The sequence below is a fragment of the Streptomyces sp. NPDC013317 genome (genome assembly GCF_055563155.1).
In genome coordinates this window covers 177,265-197,570 of record NZ_JBVHDX010000012.1, presented here as the reverse complement: position 1 = coordinate 197,570, position 20,306 = coordinate 177,265, and the positions used below count along the sequence as shown (strand labels likewise).

At 68.6% G+C, this 20,306-nt stretch carries 25 protein-coding genes and 2 pseudogenes; 18 read left to right on the top strand and 9 right to left on the bottom strand.

What is annotated here, in order from left to right; all coding sequences use genetic code 11:
* Positions 1 to 57 precede the first annotated feature (57 nt).
* On the top strand, positions 58 to 1,551 hold the full coding sequence (locus tag ACZ3IJ_RS28190) for a DUF2637 domain-containing protein (protein WP_467472570.1): 1,494 nt from the start codon (positions 58 to 60) through the stop codon (positions 1,549 to 1,551).
* A 372-nt stretch (positions 1,552 to 1,923) separates the two neighbouring features.
* Entirely contained in the window at positions 1,924 to 2,412 is a 489-nt protein-coding gene (locus tag ACZ3IJ_RS28185) for a S1 RNA-binding domain-containing protein (protein WP_467472569.1), read from the top strand.
* 395 nt (positions 2,413 to 2,807) lie between these two features.
* Here the strand turns inward: ACZ3IJ_RS28185 and ACZ3IJ_RS28180 are convergent, their stop codons facing one another.
* Positions 2,808 to 2,984, bottom strand: coding sequence for an e9imm peptide (locus ACZ3IJ_RS28180; protein ID WP_467472567.1), 177 nt, complete (start codon positions 2,982 to 2,984; stop codon positions 2,808 to 2,810).
* A 1,204-nt stretch (positions 2,985 to 4,188) separates the two neighbouring features.
* On the opposite strand from ACZ3IJ_RS28180, the gene ACZ3IJ_RS28175 reads away from it, so the two are divergent.
* From ACZ3IJ_RS28175 to ACZ3IJ_RS28155, 5 genes are all read left to right on the top strand, one after another.
* A complete protein-coding gene (locus ACZ3IJ_RS28175) occupies positions 4,189 to 4,401 on the top strand; it encodes a hypothetical protein (RefSeq protein WP_467472565.1) in 213 nt (70 codons plus the stop codon).
* A gap of 558 nt (positions 4,402 to 4,959) precedes the next feature.
* Complete coding sequence (locus ACZ3IJ_RS28170; RefSeq protein ID WP_467472563.1) at positions 4,960 to 5,691, top strand: hypothetical protein; 732 nt, start codon at positions 4,960 to 4,962, stop codon at positions 5,689 to 5,691.
* Between the two features lie 74 nt (positions 5,692 to 5,765).
* Positions 5,766 to 6,083 (top strand): hypothetical protein, encoded by a 318-nt coding sequence (locus tag ACZ3IJ_RS28165; RefSeq protein WP_467472665.1) that lies wholly within the window; start codon positions 5,766 to 5,768, stop codon positions 6,081 to 6,083.
* Between the two features lie 574 nt (positions 6,084 to 6,657).
* Complete coding sequence (locus tag ACZ3IJ_RS28160; RefSeq protein WP_467472561.1) at positions 6,658 to 7,419, top strand: hypothetical protein; 762 nt, start codon at positions 6,658 to 6,660, stop codon at positions 7,417 to 7,419.
* Between the two features lie 49 nt (positions 7,420 to 7,468).
* On the top strand, positions 7,469 to 7,741 hold the full coding sequence (locus tag ACZ3IJ_RS28155; protein ID WP_467472559.1) for a C40 family peptidase: 273 nt from the start codon (positions 7,469 to 7,471) through the stop codon (positions 7,739 to 7,741).
* Between the two features lie 94 nt (positions 7,742 to 7,835).
* On the opposite strand, the gene ACZ3IJ_RS28150 is transcribed toward ACZ3IJ_RS28155, so the two are convergent.
* Together ACZ3IJ_RS28150 and ACZ3IJ_RS28145 are read right to left on the bottom strand one after the other, a co-directional pair.
* On the bottom strand, positions 7,836 to 8,510 hold the full coding sequence (locus ACZ3IJ_RS28150) for a nucleotidyl transferase AbiEii/AbiGii toxin family protein (protein ID WP_467472557.1): 675 nt from the start codon (positions 8,508 to 8,510) through the stop codon (positions 7,836 to 7,838).
* Positions 8,507 to 8,872, bottom strand: a complete 366-nt coding sequence (locus tag ACZ3IJ_RS28145; RefSeq protein WP_467472556.1) for a hypothetical protein — start codon at positions 8,870 to 8,872, stop codon at positions 8,507 to 8,509. The genes ACZ3IJ_RS28150 and ACZ3IJ_RS28145 overlap by 4 nt, the downstream gene beginning before the upstream one ends.
* Before the next feature lie 451 nt (positions 8,873 to 9,323).
* Here ACZ3IJ_RS28145 and ACZ3IJ_RS28140 point away from each other — a divergent pair, with 451 nt between their 5' ends.
* The 9 genes and pseudogenes from ACZ3IJ_RS28140 (at position 9,324) to ACZ3IJ_RS28100 (ending at position 15,448) form a co-directional block, all read left to right on the top strand.
* Positions 9,324 to 9,725, top strand: a complete 402-nt coding sequence (locus ACZ3IJ_RS28140; protein ID WP_467472554.1) for a zeta toxin family protein — start codon at positions 9,324 to 9,326, stop codon at positions 9,723 to 9,725.
* A 66-nt stretch (positions 9,726 to 9,791) separates the two neighbouring features.
* Positions 9,792 to 10,022: a hypothetical protein gene (locus tag ACZ3IJ_RS28135; RefSeq protein ID WP_467472553.1), complete on the top strand. Its 231-nt coding sequence runs from the start codon at positions 9,792 to 9,794 to the stop codon at positions 10,020 to 10,022.
* Between the two features lie 16 nt (positions 10,023 to 10,038).
* Positions 10,039 to 10,629 (top strand): hypothetical protein, encoded by a 591-nt coding sequence (locus tag ACZ3IJ_RS28130; protein ID WP_467472551.1) that lies wholly within the window; start codon positions 10,039 to 10,041, stop codon positions 10,627 to 10,629.
* Entirely contained in the window at positions 10,611 to 10,820 is a 210-nt protein-coding gene (locus tag ACZ3IJ_RS28125; RefSeq protein WP_467472550.1) for a hypothetical protein, read from the top strand. Before ACZ3IJ_RS28130 ends, ACZ3IJ_RS28125 begins: the two co-directional genes overlap by 19 nt.
* Entirely contained in the window at positions 10,790 to 11,206 is a 417-nt protein-coding gene (locus tag ACZ3IJ_RS28120) for a hypothetical protein (RefSeq protein WP_467472548.1), read from the top strand. Before ACZ3IJ_RS28125 ends, ACZ3IJ_RS28120 begins: the two co-directional genes overlap by 31 nt.
* Positions 11,207 to 12,233: 1,027 nt before the next feature.
* Positions 12,234 to 12,878: pseudogene (locus ACZ3IJ_RS28115) on the top strand (bifunctional DNA primase/polymerase); the annotation flags it as partial.
* A 228-nt stretch (positions 12,879 to 13,106) separates the two neighbouring features.
* Positions 13,107 to 13,316, top strand: a complete 210-nt coding sequence (locus ACZ3IJ_RS28110) for a hypothetical protein (RefSeq protein ID WP_467472664.1) — start codon at positions 13,107 to 13,109, stop codon at positions 13,314 to 13,316.
* The gene (locus tag ACZ3IJ_RS28105) at positions 13,313 to 14,881 is read left to right on the top strand and encodes a DNA primase family protein (protein WP_467472546.1); all 1,569 of its coding nucleotides are present in this window, start codon (positions 13,313 to 13,315) and stop codon (positions 14,879 to 14,881) included. Before ACZ3IJ_RS28110 ends, ACZ3IJ_RS28105 begins: the two co-directional genes overlap by 4 nt.
* 192 nt (positions 14,882 to 15,073) lie before the next feature.
* Positions 15,074 to 15,448 (top strand): DUF6009 family protein, encoded by a 375-nt coding sequence (locus tag ACZ3IJ_RS28100; RefSeq protein WP_467472544.1) that lies wholly within the window; start codon positions 15,074 to 15,076, stop codon positions 15,446 to 15,448.
* 246 nt (positions 15,449 to 15,694) lie between these two features.
* On the opposite strand, the pseudogene ACZ3IJ_RS28095 reads toward ACZ3IJ_RS28100, so the two are convergent.
* Positions 15,695 to 15,848: pseudogene (locus ACZ3IJ_RS28095) on the bottom strand (IS630 family transposase); the annotation flags it as partial.
* Between the two features lie 380 nt (positions 15,849 to 16,228).
* Here ACZ3IJ_RS28095 and ACZ3IJ_RS28090 point away from each other — a divergent pair.
* Entirely contained in the window at positions 16,229 to 16,432 is a 204-nt protein-coding gene (locus ACZ3IJ_RS28090) for a cold-shock protein (RefSeq protein WP_467472543.1), read from the top strand.
* Positions 16,433 to 16,451: 19 nt separating this feature from the next.
* Here ACZ3IJ_RS28090 and ACZ3IJ_RS28085 read toward each other — a convergent pair whose 3' ends face one another.
* The 5 genes from ACZ3IJ_RS28085 to ACZ3IJ_RS28065 form a co-directional block, all read right to left on the bottom strand.
* Entirely contained in the window at positions 16,452 to 16,841 is a 390-nt protein-coding gene (locus ACZ3IJ_RS28085; protein ID WP_467472541.1) for a hypothetical protein, read from the bottom strand.
* Between the two features lie 353 nt (positions 16,842 to 17,194).
* Positions 17,195 to 17,389, bottom strand: coding sequence for a hypothetical protein (locus ACZ3IJ_RS28080; RefSeq protein ID WP_467472539.1), 195 nt, complete (start codon positions 17,387 to 17,389; stop codon positions 17,195 to 17,197).
* 31 nt (positions 17,390 to 17,420) lie between these two features.
* On the bottom strand, positions 17,421 to 17,654 hold the full coding sequence (locus tag ACZ3IJ_RS28075) for a hypothetical protein (protein ID WP_467472537.1): 234 nt from the start codon (positions 17,652 to 17,654) through the stop codon (positions 17,421 to 17,423).
* 166 nt (positions 17,655 to 17,820) lie between these two features.
* Complete coding sequence (locus tag ACZ3IJ_RS28070; protein WP_467472535.1) at positions 17,821 to 18,330, bottom strand: recombinase family protein; 510 nt, start codon at positions 18,328 to 18,330, stop codon at positions 17,821 to 17,823.
* 17 nt (positions 18,331 to 18,347) lie between these two features.
* Entirely contained in the window at positions 18,348 to 18,812 is a 465-nt protein-coding gene (locus ACZ3IJ_RS28065) for a zinc finger domain-containing protein (protein WP_467472533.1), read from the bottom strand.
* A gap of 623 nt (positions 18,813 to 19,435) precedes the next feature.
* Between ACZ3IJ_RS28065 and ACZ3IJ_RS28060 the strand changes: the two genes are divergently transcribed.
* Positions 19,436 to 20,179, top strand: coding sequence for a hypothetical protein (locus tag ACZ3IJ_RS28060; protein ID WP_467472532.1), 744 nt, complete (start codon positions 19,436 to 19,438; stop codon positions 20,177 to 20,179).
* Positions 20,180 to 20,306: the final 127 nt, after the last annotated feature.

The following is a 20,306-nucleotide window of genomic DNA, read 5'->3' as shown; positions in this document are numbered from 1 at the left end:
ACAGGCGGCACCCGGAAGCCGGGCTGACGCTCAAGACAGAACGGGAGGGGATCGCGGGTGGCCGCGGTGCAACTGACACGCACGCACAAGATTCTGATCGGTGTGGTGGTCGCCGGCGCAGTCGTCATCGCTGGCATCGGGTTCGCCGGCTCCTACACAGCTGTACGCGAGCTCGCCGTGCAGAAGGACTTCGGCGACTTCTCCTACTTCTTCCCCATCGGCATAGACGCCGGTATCTGCGTCCTGCTGGCCCTGGATCTGCTCCTGACCTGGATCCGCATACCGTTCCCGCTGCTCCGGCAGACCGCCTGGCTCCTGACTGCGGCCACGATCGCATTCAACGGCGCGGCAGCCTGGCCCGACCCACTGGGCGTCGGCATGCACGCCGTCATCCCGGTGCTCTTCGTGGTGACCGTGGAAGCAGCCCGGCATGCAGTGGGCCGCATCGCCGACATCACGGCTGACAAGCACATGGAGGGGGTCCGGCTCACACGTTGGCTGCTCTCGCCGCTGCCCACGTTCCGACTGTGGCGCAGGATGAAGCTGTGGGAGATCCGCTCCTACGAGCGCGTCATCAAGCTGGAGCAGTACCGCCTCGTCTACGAGGCCCAGCTGCAAGCGCGGTATGGGCGTAACTGGCGGCGGAAGGCCCCGGTGGAGGCACTGATGCCGCTCCGGCTCGCCAAGTACGGCGTCCCGCTAACCGAGACCGCATCGCACGTCCTTGAGGAAGCCGGCCTGGACCTGGACGACGCCGTGACGGTGGAGCGCATCAACGAACATACGGCGGCCGTACCGTCGGTCGGTGAGCACCAGCGGGCATGGGGCTTCGGACGCGCTGAAGCTGCCAGGCATGAAGACCGCCGGGCCGAGACGCCTGTGGTCGATGGAGAGCCGGAGGCAGTGTCACAGGACATCAACGCCGTCGGCCAGCCCTCTGCGGAGCCGGTGGCCGACGACCGACCGGACATCCCTGCCGTGGCCGATGACTTGTCAGCCCTGGCTGACGAGGTCGGCGTCCGTCCTGACGCCGCGGAGGTCACAGAGCGCCCTGCTGCCGAGCCGCACCCGTTCTTCGAGCGGCACGCATCTCAGACCTTCGCCCCGCCGTCGACCCCAGCCGTCGCCGAGCCGTTCGTCCGTGAGCCGGTGCCGGCACCCACCCCGGCGGCGCTCGACGAACAGCAGGCCGACGGGGGAGTACACGTGCAGACCGCCCTGGACCTTCTCTCCACCCAATCAACAGAACCGGGGCCAGTCTCGCCCGTCTGGGAGGCCACCGTGGCCGACGCTGGAGCTGCTACCGCCCGGCTGCCCGAGCGGCAGACCGCCGAGCCGGAGTTGTCCCCGGTGCAGCGACAGCTTGTGACCGTCGCCGCGTGGCTCGCCGAGGCAGAGGAGTCGGGGGAGAGGCTCTCCGGCGCGGAGGTCGCCCGCCGTCTCGGTTTGTCCCCGCGTACCGGACAGCGCCGCCTCGACAAGGCCACCGAGTACCTGGAGGAGCAGCGCCGGCAGCAGGGCCGCGCACACCTCCGGTCCGTCCGGGGCTGACCGACCCCCATTCCGGCAGTGGCCGATGACTGACGCCGGTCGTCGGCCGCCCGCATGTCCGCACCGTGCCGACCGTGGCCGGTCCGGAGGACCGCCGACGACCGTGGCCGATGACCGATGACCTCGCCTGGTCGATTTGGTTCGTGGCCGATGACCGATCCCGGCCTCGTCGGTCATCGGCCCTGATACTCGGGCTGGTGATAACGCCGTTATCGCTGGGCGGCTGATCCTTCGAAGCGATCGTTCTGTGGCCTGGTGATAGCGCCGTTATCACCAGCGCAGTGTGGTGTGGGGGAGTAGGGCGCGCGATGGAGTGGCTGCTGTCGATTAGGGCGTGGCTGGCGCACGACGCCTTGTGCCGATGTGGCCAGCATGGATTGGCAGTCTGAGAGCCCAGAACACTGGGCCTTCCTGGAGTCACTGCGCCACCGGGAGATCTTGTCCGGCACCGTCGCGGCGATCGAACGGTTCGGGGTCTTCGTGGCTCTGGACCACGGCCCCGATCATCCGACGCTGCCTGGTGTCGGGTTCATCGTGATCCCCGACCTGTCCAGGCGGCACATCGACGCTCCCACCGACGTCGTCGAGATGGGCCAGCCTGTCTCGTGTGAGTTCCTTCAGTCCGACACCTTCAACGCCGAGGCCAGACTGTCGTTGAAGGCGCTGCAGCCCGACCCCTTCCAGGCTTCCGCCGACCGCACCGTGGTGGGCCAGGAGTTGCGCAGGGAGGTCGACAGGGTGCTTCCCGTTGGCGTCTTCGTCCATGTCGCTGACGGAGTCGTCGGGCTGGTCCCATTCAGAGAGATCCACGGCCGGCCGCCTGCCGCCACCCCGTCAGAGGACTTCGAAGCCGGAGAGTAAATCGCCGTCGTCGTGACGGATGTCGAGCGGCCCCAGAGACGGCTGTTCCTCTCCAGGTCAGAGCCTGTTCGACGTGAGGGTGCCGACCTGCCCCCGTAACTGCACTACCCCGAGTCGTTGACGTGAACGTGGGGCGGGGTGACCTCACAGACGCAGAGTGAGAGAGGCTGCGGCCGTTCCTGCCGGTCAGCAACAGCCGTTGCGGTCGGTGGCGGGTTCACCGCCAGGTGATCGACAGGATCCTGCACCGGATGCGGACCGGGGTGCATTGGCCTGCTCGGCCCGGACTTTTTGGCCCGAGGAACGTTCTACGAACGCTACCGTCTGGGGTCCGTCGACGGTGCCGGGTAACTCTGGCAGCCCGCATGGCCTGGCTTCGTAATTGTGTACCGGCGTCACAAAGCAATCGGCCGGTACGCCAAGGCATGGTCGACCACTTCCTCGGCAGACAATTCCCGCTGCGATGGCAAGAAGACCAAGGCGCTGACGTGGCCGGACGGGCAGGCCAGAGCGCTGTCCAGCCTGTCCAGGCATTCGTCCACCTCGTCTTCGGAGGCATAGTCCGTCTCCATGATTCGCTGCACGAGCGCGACCGCTTCCCCCGACTCAACACCGCACCCACCAGGCCCCTCCACCAGCGCCACATTTGCGAGCGGTGTGATCGCGAGACACGGCTGCCCGAAGTCCTTGGCTCAGCCCGTCCGTCAACCGTATGGCGCGTGATTCGACCAGTGCGTATGGGAATCCGTCGGGGGACTCACGATGATCCGGCCCAGGCAGCCTGTCCAAGGAGCGGAGCAGGCCAAGCACTCGCCCGTGATCGTGCATAACTGTCACGATCCGAGGAGTCCTCGTTCGGCTCGCTGGGCGGCTGCTCCGTTCCGGGGCGATCGTTCTGCGGCCTGGTGATAACGGCGTTATCACCAGCACCGTGTGACGTGGGGAGCAGCACCGGCCGCGGGCCCGCGCACACTTCATGTACATCCGCAGCCAACCGACATCCATTTCGGCAGTCGCCGATGACCAACCCTGGTCATCGGTCGCGTTCGCCGGGCTCGTCGGCCGTGACAGATCGCAGGGTGGCCGGCGCTCGTGACCGACGGTGGATGTGACCCCGCGTAGCCGGTCGGCTGACCCATGGCGGATGGCCGAGCCCGCCCTCTTCCGTCATCGGCCATGACACTCGGGCTGGTGATAACGGCGTTATCACCAGCATCATGTGGCGTGGGGGAGCGGCACCGGCCGCGGGGCCGGGCACCTCCGGTCTGTCCGGAGCTGACGGATCCCCTTCCGGCAGTGGCCGATGACCAACCCCTGGTCATCGGCCACCGTCATGTCCGGCATCGCGCCCCCAGGACCAGTCCACGGGATTGCCGGCGGTCGTGACCGATGGCAGGGGCCGATGGCCGATGACTATGGTGGCCGCTCGGCTGGCCCGTGACCGATGACCGATCCCGCTCTCGTCGGTCATCGGCCATGGCCGGTCCGTCGCCGATCGGCCATACCTTCGCCGTGACCGTTCCACCCAGCCGTTCCTCATCAGGAACCGCTGGCGACAGGGTTGCCCACACCCTGCCGAGGCTTGCCGAGGCTTGCCGAGAGTTGCAACGACCGGTCACAGCGGGCTTGCCCTCCCTACAACAGGCCTGCCCAATCGGCCACCGGAGGCTTGCCCGCCGCATGGGCAAGCCCATCACCTGCTCTTTCGGTGAGCCGGGCAAGCATTCGGGCAAGCCCAGCTGAGAAGTGTTCGCGGCACGAAATCCGAAAGGAGACGTGCCGTGCTCGACGTCCGAACTGCTCGACCTGGTCACCGCTGGCCTGTCCCCGCTCGACCTGCCCGACGAAGAGAAGTTCGCCCGCGCCGGTGAATGCCTCTACCGCGACCTGGCCGGCCGCATCGGCCTCATGAAAGTCGTCATCCCGCCGGACGACGCCATCATGCGGGTCACCCACACCACCCCGAGCGACTACCGGGCCGCGGCATGACCAGGATCCTTCAACTGGCCAATGCGACTGCAAGCCCTGGGCTCCGCGCGGCTGCGCCTGGCGCTGCTCTTCCAGCCGTAGCCACCGCCACCCTCACCCTGCTCACCTCCCTGCCCGGGCACGCGGAACCTGCCCCTACGCCCAGCGCGCCGACGGCCCCGGGGCAGCGCACGCCCACGCCGGAGGAGATGGAGGAGATCGAGCAACTCCTGAAGGAGCAGGGGGAGCGGCTGCGCAAGCTCCTGCCCGATGAGGGCGGCGTGCTCGGTGTCTTCAACGTCACCGACGCAGGCGGCCTGCCCATCAGCGTCTACCCCGTCAAGTCCGACACCGGAGACCTCGCCGACTGGGATCTGGGCATGGACAACATGCTCACCAAAATAACCTTCTTGATCACCAAGTGGGCCATCGCGTTCTGCTGCTGGCTCATCGCCTGGGCTCTGTCCTTCGGTCTGGCCAAGCTGCTGCTCGTTCCCGTCCTGTCGGTCGCCAACTCCCTGCACACCCGGGTCATCCTGGAGATGCCTGCCCGGCCTCTTCCTCGCCGTGTGCGCCCTCATGCGCATTGCGCGGATCCTCTTCGGCGACAAGGCCAGAGGTTGGGGCGACGCCGCCCTATCACTCCTCATCGCAGGCCTCACCGCCACCCTGCTTGCCTCCCCGCCTCAGGCCCTCCTTGGCGAAGAAACCGGCGCCATCGCCATCACCCGCGGCCTCGCCCTGGAAGTCGCCGACGTCATCCTCGACGCCAACCCCCAAACCCCCGAGGCGAACAACGACGTCACTACGCCGGCGACAGCTGCCACCCTGTCCCGGCCGCTCACCGACGCGCTGACCGACGCGTTCATCACCAAGCCGGCCATGCTCCTTCAATACGGCCGCGTCTTCGAAGGCAAGTGCGCCGCCGCCTACTCCGATACCCTCCTGAGCCAGCTCGCCTTCGACCGCTCGGTCCACGCCCGCACCGACAAGCTCAAGAAGCTCGCTGGCCTTACTGACTACCTCAGCCCGGCCGGGGCCCGGTCTCCTCCTGTTACAACGCGCAGATCGACATGTCCACGCGCTGGGCCGTCGACCACTTCGGCAACCCGCCTATGGAGCGCTTCGAGGCCGACTGCCGGCGACGTCAGCACAGCGAAGCGGGCCTCGCTCGACAAACTCGGCGGCGGGATCTTCCTCATGCTGGCGGCGCTCATCGTCACACTGCTGATCGCCGCGCTGGCCGACAGCTTCCTGATCGCCCCCAGTGCCGCATCGCCTGGGACGCCGTCCGCGGCGAGCCCGCACTGATAGCCGGCATCGTGCCCGGTGCCGGACGCGCCTTCCTGTGGGACTGGGAATCCGTGCTGCACCGCCTAAGCCAGATGTTCACTGCTGTCGTCGGTCTCGCCGTCCTCATCCTGATCATCCAGGCCGTCCTCGACCCCATGCAGGAGGACTGGGGCAACGAACTCACCCTGCGATTCCTCGTCGTGGACATCGTCTGCATCGGCGCCATCATCAAGCGCAAGGCGCTCGCCGCCCGCTCCAAGCACGCGGCCGCCAACTTCCGCGCCAAGTTGAATGGCGCCCGCGCCGACGGTACACACGGCTCCATCTTCACGCACCACCGCAGCCACACCGCACTCGACGGCAACCCGCCCATCAGCCGTGTCAACAACGCAGCGGGTCAATACAGCTAGTCCGCGGCACCATGGCCGGCGTCTCGCTCGCGCACGGCAATCCGCTCGCCGCCATCGGCTACGCCATGCCGCAGTCCATCGGCGCCACCGCCCTGATGTCCCGAATCGGGACCGGCAACCGCCGCGGCAGGCCGCACCGGGCCCGGCCCGCAGGCCGCCCCGGCCATAGCCCAGGCCCAGGGCAGCCGGGTGCTCGCGGCACCCCGTCGCGGGCGCCGCAGGGCCCGCAGCCCCACGACCCTCTGCCCGGACAGCCGCCCACGCGGCCGCGGCAGGCCAGCTCCCCCCGTCCCGCAGATACGACGCGACGCCCCGGCCCCGGTACGCGACCACCCCGCCCGCGCACCGCACCCTCCGCGACGGCACCCTCACCAGACGGCAGCTCGCCCACGGTCAGTCAGACCGGCCGTTCCCGCCGACATGTCCAGGCACAACGGGCCGCGCAGCGCCGTAACCAGCGCGCGGCCACATTGCCCCACCGCGCCTGTAGCGGAGCAGGTGGATTCGACGTCTGGCTCGCCGACCGTGAAGCGCAGGAACTGGCCCACCGGCGCAGGCCTCCAAGGAGCTCCTCGTGACCAAGAAGCGCAAGAGGTGGGTGACCGGCGGCGTGAGCCTGATCGTGCTGACAATCGTCCTGATGGGAGCGGTTGCCGGACACATCGCCACCCTCGGGCGCGAGGCCGAAGCGGCAGCCGCCCAGCAGCATTGCACCACCGGCAACGCCGACACGCTGCAGATCTCCCAGCAGGTGCAGGCCGTACTGGCCGGCAGCACAGGCAACGTGAAGGTCTCCGGCCTGGCAGCGCCCAAGGAGCAAGTCCCGAACGCAAAGGTCATCATCGCCACCGGCATCCAGATGAGGATCTCGGCCCGCGGACAGGTCGTCGCCCTCACGACCGCCCTGCAGGAATCCGGTCTACGGAACATCACCTACGGCGACCGCGACTCCCTCGGGCTGTTCCAGCAGCGCCCCTCCCAGGGCTGGGGTACCCGCGAGCAGCTCCTCGACCCCGTCTACGCCTCCACGAAGTTCTACACCGCGCTCAAGTCCGTCGGCGGCGGGAAACAGATGCCGCTGACCGTCGCCGCGCAGAAGGTCCAGAAGTCCGGCTTCCCCGACGCCCACGCCAAGCACGAGCCGCTCGCCCCCGCCCTCCAACGGGCCATCGCCCCCACCCTCGACGCGGCCGGTGCCACCCTCTTCCCAGCCGGCTACGGGCAGGCCGGATGCGTCGGCACCCAGAGCATCGACTACGGTGCGATCCCTCCCGGCAACCTCCCCCCGGGGATCGCGTTCCGGACGGCAGGCGGGGCGTCGAGGGGGAGCTGGTAGCAACCCTCACGGCCCGCTCGCGCGCGACCGCTGCGACTGCTCCTCACTCATGCAGCGCGCCTACGGTGGCGCCGGCATCGAACTCACCCGCACCACCTACACGCAGATCCACGACGGGTACACCGTGCCCAGCAATGGTGTGCGGCCGGGTGACCTCGTCTTCACCGTCGGCACAGCGTCGCGGCCAGAGCATGTCGCCATGGCGATCGGCAACGGGCTCGTCGTCCACGGCCCCCGGTCAGGCCGCCACCCATGGCAGTGTCCTGCTTGTCCGCCGGATGGTGCCGTAGCCCCGCATATGCTTGGTCGCACGTGTGAGTGATCGGCAGGGGCTGGTCGTGATGCGGACCGGGCAGCCAGTCGGGCGGGATGAGCCCGCATTGGATTGCCGAGCTGGAATGGCCCACCATCCTGGGCTACGCGTCGTCTGGGGTCTCCTCCTCACCCAGAAGTCGCGCGTCAAGGTCGGTGGCCCAGGCCAAGGCCCAGGCTCGCAGGTCGGTGATCTGGTTGGGGGTGAGGCTGTAGTCGGCGTAGTCCTGGTCATCCCACCACTCGGCGCCGACGAGGCGGTCGCGTAGGTCGTGGAGGCTGAAGTCGAACCGGGCATGGCGGCGGCCGAGGGCTTCGAGGTCAACGTTGGTGCGGTGGAGGGAGGCGGCGTGGACGTCGATCAGGTCGCGGACCGCCCCTCGGTCGGCCAGGGCTCGGACCTTGGTGCCGATCACATCATCGAGGGAGAGGACGGGTCCGTACTCGGTGGCGGTGGGTGGTGCCCAGAATGCTTCTTTGAGGATGTCAACTTCGCATTCCTCACCCGTGGCGGGGTCTGTGATGAGGAGCCGGCCGGAGAGTGGGTCGGCCTCGATCTGGCGTACCGCCCAGCCGTGCTGGGCCAGGCCGTCACCGACGGTGCGGATGATCTCTGTCATCGGCGCGGGGTTCTCGGTGGCCACGTCCAGGTCCTGGCTCAGCCGGTTGACCAGGCCGTGGGCCTGGACGGCGTAGCCGCCGGTGATGACCAGGGGGTAGGGCGTGCCGATGGCGAGGACGTCGGCCAGCAGCCGACGGTGCAGGTCGTTCAGGTTCACGCGGCGGAGGCGCCCCGGGTGGCGGCGAGCTGGGGAAAGGCGGCTTCCCAGGCATCACGCAGGGGGCGGCTGACGAGGGTGCGCAGGACGGGCCACTGGCTGATCAGCAGGTCCCGGTTGAGGACGGCTTCCAGGTCCTCGCGCTGGCCTTCGGCGAGCACGGTGCGGTACAGGCTCATCCTTGAGCGGATGCCCTCCAGCTGGTAGCTGCGCCGTCCCGACCAGACCACGTGCAGCGGCAGGTCGACGGTGCCCTGGGTAGGGCCGGTCAGATCGTCCAGCCGGGCAGGGAGCCGCTTGCTGTAGCGCGCTCGCAGCACGTCGAACGCCGACGGCACGGGAGCAGCGGAGGAAGAGGCCATACCCCTGATTATGGCGTGCCGTGGCGGGTTGGGGGCACCCGGACGGTGGCTTTCACGGGTTCCAAGCGGTGGCTCGGGCCGTGGGCTGTGCGCCGACCTCGGCGGCTGTGTGCTGGCTCCGCTCGTTTTGGCCCCAGTCGTGCATGGCTTCGATCAGGGCTTCCGAAGGGCTCGTGCGGCCGCGAAGTGATTCAGAACCTTGAAATAAATTCTCCAAGAATGCAGCTCGCCGGTGGCAGTCGATCTGCAGCCGAAAACGCACACCCCGAACCGAGGAGAACTGTGAGATCCCCGTCCGCGCGTGTCGCCGCACCACCCGGCGGCACCTGTTCTCCCGGCCGCCGTGCAGGGCGCAGTGCCCCGGCAGCACCCGGTGGTGGTGTTCGTTGCCGGGCAGGCAGGCAGCAGCAAGACCCTCGTGATGGACCTGGTTGCTCGGCCCTGAGGCGGCTTGGCGGCGCGGTACGCATCGACCGACACCTACAAGGACGCCCACCGGCACTACACCGACTTCCCGGCCGAGGGCGTCCGCACGGCGGGCGTAGGGGTTCGGCCGGAGACCTACCGCTGGCAGGCCGAAGTAGAGGCACATGGCCGTGCGCACCGCTACCACGTCGTCGAGGAAGAGGCCTTGGCCGACCCGGCCGCTTGGAAGGCCGCGGCCGCCGCCTGCCGCCGCGGTGTAGGAGTCGAGTTTCGTGGCCCTGGCGGTGCCCGAGGCAGTCAGCCATCTGGGCGTGCTAGACTACTACCTGCGGCTCGCCGAGCACGACCGGGCCCGGTACGTGTCCTGGGGCAACCACGACACGTGCGCCGCCGCGCTCCCCACCGTCCTCGCGGGTCGCCCAGGTGACCGCCGCCCACTCGCTGTAGCGCTCGTATCAGCGCCGTTTCACCCTTGCGGTGATGCGAAGGGCCCGTGCGGAAGGAAATTCTGGAAACTTGTGCGGAGCGCCTGACCGGCGGAATCGGCGGGGGAGGGGTATGGAACTCGGTCACCGCGGCCTGGTCCGGCGGCGCGGCGGTCGGCGATCGCGGCGAGCGTCTGCCCCGCATGACTGAGTTGCGCGACGGCGTCGGCAAGTTCGAACGGGCGGCCGGGGCGGTGTTCACGGTGCAGCTGCTGCTGACCGAAGCCGGTCACCCGTAGGCTGCCCTGGCCCCGGATGAACCAGCTGCTCGCCGCGTTCGCCGCCACCTCCGGGGAGAACTACCTCAAGCCCCGCCGACCGCGCACCCGCTGGGCTCACTTCGACCGAAGGTTCCTCACCGGCGAGTTCGTACCCCGCAAGCGCCAGTGGCTCACCGTTCCGGAGCTGGCCAGCTTTCTCAAGCCGCCGACCGTGAAGTGCCGCGCCTCCAGCGTGGTGCGTTCCAGCGGGCTGGTGCCGCCGGCCCTGTCTGACCTGCCCGTCTACACTGGCCAGCGCGGCCTGGTACCTCTCGGCGCCGTCATCTACTCCGACGGACGCGAGCGGATCGGCGCAGCCCGCGTGAAGGACCTTCCTTTCGGCCTGCAGCTGGGCAAGTCCGGCCACGGCAAGACTAGGGCGGCCCTGGTGCAGTGCATCGCCATGGCCCACTCCGGATACGGCACCTGGTTTCTCGACCCGCACGGCGAGGGATGGGTACGGGCAAAGCCATACCTGGCCCACACCCACATCGCCTCACGCGTCTGGGAGATCAACCTCGCCCACTCCAAACCGGACCAGCTCGTGGCGTCCTGGAATCCGCTTCCATGGAGGGCCGTCCCCTGAAGGCCGTGAAGGACGTCGTCCGCTCGGTCACCGAGGGCGTCGCCGCGGCCCAGGGCTGGGGCGACAACGCCCCACGCGCCCGAACCATCCTCGCCCGTAGCGCCCAGGCGCTGGCGCGGCTCAACCACCAGGCCGTCCAGGCCGGTAAGCCGGATGCCCAGTGCACCTGTTCCAGCTGCGGAGCTGGCTGACGGATGAGGAGTGTCCCGAGCAACTGCTCCCGAAGCTCCCTCACGGCGTGCGCGACTACTGGGAGAAGACGTTTCCGAAACTCGCCAACGACGCCGTGCCGACCGTCACCTACGCCATCGACCGGATCGACACCTCCACCAGCCCTACAGGCCTTCTTCGGCAGTCCGCGCTCGGCCTACGACGTCCGCACGGCGATGGATATCAGCCGGTTCGTCCTCGTTTGCCCGTCGGGATCCGAGTCCGACGCCATCGTCTCCTGCTTGCTCATCCACGATCTGCATCGCGCCGGCCTGTCCCGCAGCACATCCTCGAAGGCTGGACCAATCAAACCGGCGGGCATGGCACCATTGACGACCTGCTGCTTGAGCCGCAGCATCGAAGCTGAACGGTGAGAGTCACTGGAGCATGTCTGTGACTCAGTCGCTTCAGTCACTGAGAAGCTAGCGCTCCTCGCTGAGGCAGTGACTGAATAGCAGTGACCGGAATCACTTCAGTTGCTGGGGAAACTGCAGGTCAGGGCTTCCTTGGACGTGCGGACGCTGCCTGCTCCTGACTTTTCAGTCTCTGATTACTGCAGGGTCTGAGCTCCGCCCCCTCTCGAGACGAACGAGAGGGGCTCAATGACGGGGCCGTCTTCAGGTACTCGAGAGCCAGAACGGTAGGCAGGGACTCAACGTCGGGACACAGGGGACCGGCGTCGTCCTGAGCTCAGTGGCAGGGACCGAAAAGTGGGCTGAAAGCTCCGGAGCACACGGCACCTCGACGTTTCCTGAGCAGAGGACTGGAGTGGGCCACTTGTTGAGTCCCTGTTCGTTGAGTCCCTGGTGAAAGAGCAGGTCAGGGGGTATCTGTTGCCAGGAAAGGGACTGAAGGGACTCAACTTTGCTACTTCCATCCTTCGTGTGCGTGTGTGTATGCGCGGGCGTGATGCATGGCTATAGCTCTGTGTCGCTCATAACTGCAGATTTGAGTCCCTTCAGTCCCTAGGATCGACCAGCACCAGCCCCGACCAGCGGGTTTGTGCAGTGACTGAAGCGACAGAGACCAGCAGCTTGCTTGCAATGCTGAGCCCCTTAGTTCAGGGGGCTGGGGGGACCCGGGGGGAGAGGGCCTAGCCCGGCAGGGACTCAGACTCGCGGAAAAGCGGCGGTCTCGCCGTGACACGCCCATCGATCAGAATCCGTTATCCGTGAGCTTTGCCTAAAAACGGCACAAAATAGCTGGACTGAGGGACCGAAGGGACTCAACTCTGCAAGAACCGCGATGTCATGGGTGAGTCGCGCCCTTCTCTGCGCTAACCTCCGGGATAGTGAATCTTCAGTCCCTTCAGTCCCTTCGCGGCCAGACGGCCACCCGACCCGAAGGCCGGAAGGTCTCACGAGCGACCCCGACACACCGTCAAGGAAGAACCAGTGCCCGTCCATCCCGAGGACCAGCGGTCAGAGGCAACGACCGGGCGGACCCAACTGGACATCGCACTGTGGCTGGCGCGGCACGGCTACCCGGTGCATCCCCTGACCCCAGGGGCCAAGACTCCGGCAGCCAACTGTCCCGCCTGCACCCGGGTTGAGCACCCACCGCACGACTGCCCCTGCCATTCACAGGGTGGCTGGTGCCACGGCTTCCACGCCGCGACCACCGACCTGGACACGATCAGGCATTGGTGGCAATCACAACGTGGCTTCGGCGTCGGCGTTTCCTGCGGCCCGGCAAGGCTGGTCGTCGTAGATGTAGACGCCCACACCACAAACCTCCCCAACCGTGGGCGCCTTCTGCCCGGCATCCCCATCCCCCCTGAGGTTGACCTGACCGGCCTGCACAGCGGATTCGACACCCTTGCCCTTCTGGCGGCATACCGCAGCCGTCCCAACCCCAGCGAAGACACAACAACCCTCCGAGTACGCACCCCCTCAGGAGGCATGCACATCTGGTACCGCGCTCCCCGAAACGGACCACCCCTCAGGTCCTCCAGCGGATCCAGTAGCAAGAGAGCCCTCGCATGGCAGGTCGACATCAGGGCCACCAACGGCTACATCGTCGCCCCCGGAACGCGAACGGCAGCAGGCACTTACAGGGCCCTGCCCGGAGCCCGCCAGCCCGCGCCACTTCCTCTGTGGCTCACCGCCGAGCTGACACGCACCGGCCACAGCCTCGGCACCGCATTGCCCTCAACCCCCACGGTGCCCTCACTCCGGGCCCGAGACCCCCGCCCCACAGGAGACGGTCCCCGCGTACTCGCCTCGCTCCTGGAGGAAGTCCGCGCATGCGAAGCGAGCCCCTCCGGCATGGCTTTCACCGAGAAACTCAACCGCGCAGCCTTCACCGCCGGGGGACTCGTGCAGGCCGGCCACCTGGCCGAGGCCGAATGCCGTGACCTCCTCCTCCAGGCCGCGACACATGCAAGGCCGCACCAGGCCCGCAGAAACGCCCTGATCGTCGAAACCGGCCTGCGTGCTGGCAGCGCCCGACCCATCCACCCCAAGGAACGCACATGAGCAGCGCCGGAAGCACCGGGTTCAACGCCCAGGCGGCGGCCGAGCAGCTCGCCGCGTTTGCCACCGAACCCCCCGAGACCGCACGGCGCCTCCCAACGCATCAGAGCCCCGGCCCAACGAACTCCGATCCTTCGGACTTTGTTCAGTCAGGACTCCTGAACAGCCTCAGCGACCGAGGAAACGCCAAGCTGTTCGCCCACCTTCACCACGACAGGTTCCGGCACGTCGAAGGACTGGGCTGGTACGTCTGGGACGAATACCGATGGAAGCGCACGGGCGGCGAGAAGGCCGCGATCTGGGCCGCCGGCGACATGGCGGAAGAACTTCCCACACACGATCCCCGCGGTGTCTTCAACGACAGGGAACTCGCCCAGCACCGCAGGCGAGCTATGTCCACCTCAGGCGTCAAGGCGATGCTCACCCAGGCGAAAGCCTCACCCGAACTCGCCCTCGACCCGGACACTCTCGACGGCGACAAGTACGCCCTGTGCACCCCTGCCGGAGTGGTGGACCTGCGCACGGGCGAACTCCGCAAGCCCGACCCCACCCGAGACCTCCACTCGCGTGCCACCTACCTCGCACCCGAGTCGATGCCCACGCCTCGCTTCCAAGCCTTCCTCATCCAGACATTCGGCGAGGACGACAAGGGCAAGGAGATGATCAACTTTCTGCATCTCCTCCTGGGCTACTCGATCACCGGAGATGTCGGCGGGCAGGTCCTCCCCTTCCTCTACGGTGTCGGCGCCAACGGCAAGTCAGCCCTCCTCGACGTCGTCATCAAGATCCTCGGCGACTACGCCGACGTCGCACCTCCCGGCTTCCTCATGGAGCGCGGCAAGTTCAACGAGCACTCCACCGAGCTCACAGAGCTCCATGGACGCCGGCTCTTCGTCTGCAGCGAGCTCAAGCCCCACGACAAGTTCGACGAAGCCCGCGTCAAGCTCCTCACCGGCGGTGACCGCCTCAAAGCCCGGCGCATGCGCCAGGACTTCTTCAGCTTCGAGCCCACCCACAAACTCTGGCTCCTCGGCAACCACCGGCCCGAGGTCGGAACCGGCGGGCACGCCTTTTGGCGCCGCATCCGCCTCATCCCATTCGAGAGAGTCGTGCCGGACCACCGGAAGATCGACAACCTCGCAGAAATCCTCGTCCACGAGGAAGGCCCCGGCATCCTCCACTGGATGATCCAGGGAGCCAAGGCCTACCTCGCGGCCAAGCCGCCACTCAGCGGCCCCAGCGTGGTCCGAACCGCGACCCAGGCCTACGCCACCACTGAAGACCACATCGGCCGCTTCCTCTCCGAGTGCTGCATCACCATCACCGACCTCGACGAACCACGCGACCTCAAAGTGGAGCAGGGCGCCCTCTACCGCGCCTACAGCGCGTGGTGCCAGGACGGCGAGGGCCTACGCCCTGCCACCACCCGCGCCTTCGCGACCCGCATCAGGGCCGAGGCCGGCGTCGCTTCACCCAGCGACATGCTGCGCTCAAACGGGCAGAAGTTCTATCCCGGCCTCGCCCTCGTGGCCGAGGAAGAGCCAGCCCGACGCGAGGCAGACGGGTAAGCATGGAGATGACGCCAGGACGCGTGCTCCCACAAGGCGACCGACACACATACCATGGACGATGAATATGAGCCGAGCCACGAAAGCACCGAGCCACGAAACGGTCGGCCGCATACCACCATCGGCGCCGACCGCGGCGTGGAGGAACCCGGGCCCGTTGGCGGCCGAAGTCACCGAGGAGGGACCCAAGCCATGAGTTCGCTACTGACGGCAAGCGATCTCACCCACGAGGACAACGTGGTGTGGCTGGAAGACCCCAAGGAGCTCGACTACGTGCGCCAGGCGCTGGACAAGACCCCACGCCGCCGAGGAAAGCCCCGCTACCACCGCGACGGACGCATGATCGGCTTTGCTGAACTCAGTGACACAGCCGAGGCCGACCCCGACAGCGGCCTCCAGAAGCGCCGTGTCTTCTACCTGCTGCCGCACGACCGCGACGCCGAGCCCGACGGCCTATACCGGGCAGGCGCACCCGGAGAGGCAGTCGACCCCCGCACGATTCAGCCTGGTCACGTCGGCAGAAAAACTGCCCGATCGCAGCGTGGATCAGCGACGCCGGTTGCGTGAGTCAGTCCCCCTGACCTGTTGTTTCAGCTGTCACGGGGCCGGGTTGAGACCCACGACCTCTGTTCGTCCTCCCGAAGTAGGGTGCGGCTACCGGGTCTCACCTGCGTGAATGTTGTTTGCACCGGTCAGAGGGCCGGGCTTCTCGAAGGGGCTCGGGAGGGGGCGGGCTCCCAGATGGGGCCCAACCAACAGTCACCCGATCGGTGGCGGGGTGGCGCGGAACTGATCACGGCGTTGCTTGCGCGCGGCGCGGACGACCAGGTCGCGGAATCCCGCGAGCCGAAGCCCTTCGGCTCGTCCTTACGGCCCCGATACTCGCGGATCGCATTGATGAGTCGGGACCGCTGGCCCGGCTTGAAGCAGGCCATGCCCGCCATTGACACCGACCGGAGCCCCGGCCGCCAAGACCGCCACCGAGCGAGGCCTGCGGCTCCGGCCGCACGTCGTCAACGAACGGGTGAAGCACTGGTTCGCGAAGGCGGGGCTGGTGGGCGACGGGCGCCCGATCACCTCCCATGGCCTACGGGCCGGTGCCGCCACCGACCTGGCAGCGAACGACGCCACCGCCCAGGAGCTCGAGGAGGCCGGCCGCTGGGCGCCGGGCTCCACCGCCGTGCGGTTCTACCGGCCTTGGGGAACATCGGTACAGCGGTTATCGGTGAGATTGATCATGGTCCCGAGCTGGCGTTTCTCCCTCTCCTCGCCCGGGCGGCCCGCGATGATCAGACCTGCGGCCGTGGCAGCACGGTGCTGCGCCGCCCATGGATGAGGAGATTCGATATGGCCACCGGCACGGTGAAGTGGTTCAACGCGGAAAAGGGCTTCGGCTTCATCGAGCAGGACGGCGGCGGGCCCGACGTGTTCGTCCACTACTCCGCCATCGTCGCCACCGGGTACCGCGAGCTCAGCGAGGCTCAGAAGGTCCGCTTTGACGTCACGCAGGGGCAGAAGGGGCCGCAGGCCGAGAACGTCACACCGGCCTGAACACCGCCTCCTCAGCCGGTCAGCGGCCCTTGACCGCGTGGGTGAGGGTTTCGAGGTTTCCGTACAGGGCGGCGTGCAGCGCGGCTGCCAGTTCACGGGCCCGCTGTTCGCTGTCGATGTCGTGCAGCACGAAGTAGACCGGCCCGGCGGAGGAGTCGGGGCGGATCTCGCGGGAGCGGATCAGGCGGATGACCGCGCCGCGGATGGCGTCGTACACCGCGTCGTCGACGGCGTGGTCCGGCCCGGCGGTGAGCGTGTCGGCCTTCGCCGTCCAGCGCGGGCCTTGGCGCTCGACGGCGACGAATACCGTTTGCTGCTGCTTGGCCTGCCGGTAGGCGGCGGTGAAGGCGTCCGCGCCGGTCGCGTCCGGGACCAGGTCGGCAGGGCAGGGGATCGGCAGCGGCTCCATGGGAACCATGCTCGCAGCCCGATGACGAGCGCTGTGCGCCGGCGTGGGCGTGTCCTTCGGGGGCGAGGGGCGTTGAGGTCGGTGACGCGTGCACTGGTCTGGACCCCCACGTCGGGCCGGGGCAGTCCGCGGCCCCCGATTCCGCGCTCTGGCGTCGGGGCCGCGTCAGCCCTGGTCTCCCTCGGGACCGGGGCTTCGTGCTGCCGGGCGCCGTCGTGTGCGCCCCTGGCCGGGCTGCCGGACCGGGAGCCCCACCAGGTGCCGCTCCGGCAGCCCGGGAGCGCCGGGGGGCGCCTGCGGTTCCTTGGGGGTGCGGTGCGGGCGACGGTGGGGGCCGTGCCCGCACCGCGCGGTCAGTGGCCGGGCCAGGGGTAGCGGCGGGCGAGGGTCGTCCATTCCTCGTCCGGCCGGCCGGGCACGGCCCGCCCGTCGCTGGCCCACCGCGCGGCGAGCGCGGTGAAGATCGGCTCCAGCTCGGGGCGGGGAACCGTTTCGCTGCCGTCTCGCTGCACGCCGATGACGGGCGTGAGCCGCATCGTCGTGGTCACGCCGGGTTCAACGCCGTCTGGGCCGTCCGGGTCACCCACGGCCGCGGCTGACTTCCCGGAGGGCGGCGCGGGCCTGGTCGGCGTCGAGGAGGAGCGCGAACTCGCTGAACGCCGCCGCCATCACGTCGTCCCGGGTGGGGCGCTGGCCCTCGGGTGCGCGGCGGACGGCGAGCTGGGCGGCGCCGCGGGCCAGGATCTCCTCGCGCTCGGTGTCGTCGAGGGTGTCGTCGTTGAGGGCGGCCAGGACCTGCCGCCACAGCGTCACCGCCCGCTCCCGTCCGCAGGCGCGGGCACCGTGGCGGTCGGCTCCTCGGCGTGTACGCCGGTGTCGTCGTCCTCGCCCGGCGCGGGCCGGCGGCCGAAGGGTCCGTCCTGTCCGGGAAGGGTGGCCCCCAGCGCGGGGGCACCTTTCGCTCGGTGAATGCCATACATCATGCGCTCATGCTCCCCGCCATCTGGCCCGGAATGCTCCCGGCGCTCTGGAGGGCTGCGAAGTCGGCGTGAGCCTGCTCGACGGCCTCCGGGTACGCCAGGCGCTTCTCGTGCTCGGCGAGCGCCCGGTAGATGCTGGACAGGCTGGGGCTGTGGCCTTTGCGGCGGCCGGTGGGGATGATCAGGTCGGGCTGGATCTGCTCGACGCTCTCGCCGTTCGCGGGGCGCCGCAGGACGGTGTGGAGCATGTCGTCGGTGATGACCGGGGGACGGCCGCCGTGCTTGCCCTTGCGGGCCGCGGTGTCGAGTCCTTCGAGGGTGGACTCGCGGATGTTCTCCCGCTCGGTCTCCGCCATCGCGGCGAAGAACGCGAACAGCAGCCGTCCGTGGCCGGTGGGGTCGTAGATCCCGGCCAGCGGACCGGCGAGCATCTCCAGGACCAGGCCGTGCGCGGCGAGGTGGTCGGCCAGCGCGGTCAGCTCGGCGGCGTCCCGTCCGAGCCGCTTCATCTCGTACACGGTGAAGATCACCCGCAGTGCGGGGCATGGGCCTTGATCTCCCGCGCGGCGGCGAGCGCGGCCTCGAACTTGGGGCGGACCCGCACCCGGGTGCTGATCTTCTCGGCGATGATCTTGTCCCTTGGGATGCCGTGCTTGCTCAGTGCGTCGAGCTGGGAGTCGAGTTCCTGCCCCAGGGTGGAGCACCGGGCGTAGCCGACGCGGATGTCCGCGCTCGGGGTGTCCGCCTCGACCGGAGCGGGCACGGGGGTGCCGGGGCGCCACGGCTGCCCGGGCCCGCGGTCGGCCGGGGTGGGGACGCGCAGGAGCTTGGCGAGCCGGGGTACCTTCGTGAAGCGGCCGGTGTGGTAGGTGCCGGCGACCGCTCCGGAACGCGAGCGGCAGGGTGAGCCTGGCTGGGCGTGACAGCGCGGGCAGGGGTGGCGCTCGACGTCGTCCGCGTCGCTCGCGTGTGCGGCGTGAGGGGCCGTCATGACCCCGGATCGTGTCACAAACCATTCCCAGAACATGCCCGTTCCACTTTTGAGTGAGAACGAGTTCTGACAATGAATCCGCGATCCGGACCGCTCCCGCCGACCGTTTCCGATCTTGCTCCGGGAAAGGGTCGTTTCTGACAGTGACGCGGCGTACGGCCGTGGCCTACACCTCGCCCGAGAGGGAGCGTGATCGACTTCCGGCCGCGGGTCCGATTTCGGCGGTGTCGACTGTCAGTGGCCGCCGCAACACTCTGAGCTGATGGTCGTTCAGAGGGGGGGCCGATGGCGTTCCGGGCCGTGCACGCCGAGTGGGGAACCGTCTTCGCGCACCTGCCCGATCTCGGGTGCGGGCAGGCGTGGGAAGCGGTGTGAAAGGTCCGGCCGCCCGCGCCGCTTGCGTGCGCGAAGTGCCGGCACCCGATGCACGCGAAGACCTCCTACAGCGGGCTCAAGTTCTTCGCCTACGCCCCGCACGCCCCGGACTGCGAGATCGCCCGCCAGGGCGAGTCCGAGGCCCACCACCTCCTGAAGCTGGAGCTGGCCAGTGCCACGCGGGACGCGGGCGCCCACGCCGAGCTGGAGGTCCGCGCGCCGGACGGCTCCTGGCGCGCGGACGTGACGTGCTGGCCACCGACCCGGCCGGGACGTGGCGCATGGCGCTGGAGGTCGAGCTCTCCCCGATCACCTCGGCGGATATCACCACCCGCACGACGCGGATGCGCGAGGACGGCGTCACCTCGTGCTGGTTCAGCGACCGGCCCCGCCCTCCCTGGCTGGGCACGGTGCCGTCCCTGCGGCTGGCCACGACGGACAACGGGGTGCTCGTCGCCGAGGGCCTGGTGAAGTTCGCCCAGGGCGGCTGGGCCGCCGTGCCGGAGGTGCCGATCTCCGACTTCCTGCGCTGGGTGTTCACCGGCAAGGTCGTCCCGCGCACCCCGCGCCGCCACCTGTTTTATCCGCAGCGTCAGCTGGCGCAGGTGTGGACGGCGCCGCAGTACGCCGCCGCCGAGGACGCCTACCTGGTCAAGGAGGCGGAGCGGCAGCGGATCGACGCCGAGCGCCAGGAGCGCCTCCGCCGCCCCGCAGCGCGGGGTTCTTCGGTGAGGGTGTCGAACAGAGCGTTCTGCCGGTGTCGTCCGGCAGCTCTGCAGCGTCGTCGGCGTGTACAGGGTGGCCGAGTCCCGGCGCCAGTCCCGCCGCTCACCTCCTTCAGCAGCGTGCACGGCTGCGGGGAACATCCAGCCGTCGACCACCGGGACGCAAATCTCGTATGCCTTTGTCCACAAAGGCGCGCTGGAACAAGGTGCGCGGTGAGCCCGATCCGCAGGTCCTTGTACTGCTCCGGTGGAACCCGCCGCGTGTAGAGCTGCCTTCGTTTGCCGTCCTCGGTGTCGACATGGAGAGCCCCGACTCCACGGAGACCGCGGGAGGGGTGGCTCGAAGCCGAAGAGCAGCGCCGGCCGGACCGCCGTGCGCTCCTGCTTGTGCGTC

What these genes read in the sequence shown, in the direction of transcription:
- ACZ3IJ_RS28185 (WP_467472569.1), top strand. Translation starts at nt 1,924, where the DNA reads ATGGATTGGCAGTCTGAGAGCCCAGAACACTGGGCCTTCCTGGAGTCA.
- ACZ3IJ_RS28180 (WP_467472567.1), bottom strand. Translation starts at nt 2,984, where the DNA reads ATGGAGACGGACTATGCCTCCGAAGACGAGGTGGACGAATGCCTGGAC.
- ACZ3IJ_RS28170 (WP_467472563.1), top strand. Translation starts at nt 4,960, where the DNA reads ATGCGCATTGCGCGGATCCTCTTCGGCGACAAGGCCAGAGGTTGGGGC.
- ACZ3IJ_RS28165 (WP_467472665.1), top strand. Translation starts at nt 5,766, where the DNA reads ATGTTCACTGCTGTCGTCGGTCTCGCCGTCCTCATCCTGATCATCCAG.
- ACZ3IJ_RS28155 (WP_467472559.1), top strand. Translation starts at nt 7,469, where the DNA reads ATGCAGCGCGCCTACGGTGGCGCCGGCATCGAACTCACCCGCACCACC.
- ACZ3IJ_RS28145 (WP_467472556.1), bottom strand. Translation starts at nt 8,872, where the DNA reads ATGGCCTCTTCCTCCGCTGCTCCCGTGCCGTCGGCGTTCGACGTGCTG.
- ACZ3IJ_RS28130 (WP_467472551.1), top strand. Translation starts at nt 10,039, where the DNA reads ATGAACCAGCTGCTCGCCGCGTTCGCCGCCACCTCCGGGGAGAACTAC.
- ACZ3IJ_RS28125 (WP_467472550.1), top strand. Translation starts at nt 10,611, where the DNA reads ATGGAGGGCCGTCCCCTGAAGGCCGTGAAGGACGTCGTCCGCTCGGTC.
- ACZ3IJ_RS28110 (WP_467472664.1), top strand. Translation starts at nt 13,107, where the DNA reads ATGGCTTTCACCGAGAAACTCAACCGCGCAGCCTTCACCGCCGGGGGA.
- ACZ3IJ_RS28105 (WP_467472546.1), top strand. Translation starts at nt 13,313, where the DNA reads ATGAGCAGCGCCGGAAGCACCGGGTTCAACGCCCAGGCGGCGGCCGAG.
- ACZ3IJ_RS28100 (WP_467472544.1), top strand. Translation starts at nt 15,074, where the DNA reads ATGAGTTCGCTACTGACGGCAAGCGATCTCACCCACGAGGACAACGTG.
- ACZ3IJ_RS28090 (WP_467472543.1), top strand. Translation starts at nt 16,229, where the DNA reads ATGGCCACCGGCACGGTGAAGTGGTTCAACGCGGAAAAGGGCTTCGGC.
- ACZ3IJ_RS28085 (WP_467472541.1), bottom strand. Translation starts at nt 16,841, where the DNA reads ATGGAGCCGCTGCCGATCCCCTGCCCTGCCGACCTGGTCCCGGACGCG.
- ACZ3IJ_RS28070 (WP_467472535.1), bottom strand. Translation starts at nt 18,330, where the DNA reads ATGAAGCGGCTCGGACGGGACGCCGCCGAGCTGACCGCGCTGGCCGAC.
- ACZ3IJ_RS28065 (WP_467472533.1), bottom strand. Translation starts at nt 18,812, where the DNA reads ATGACGGCCCCTCACGCCGCACACGCGAGCGACGCGGACGACGTCGAG.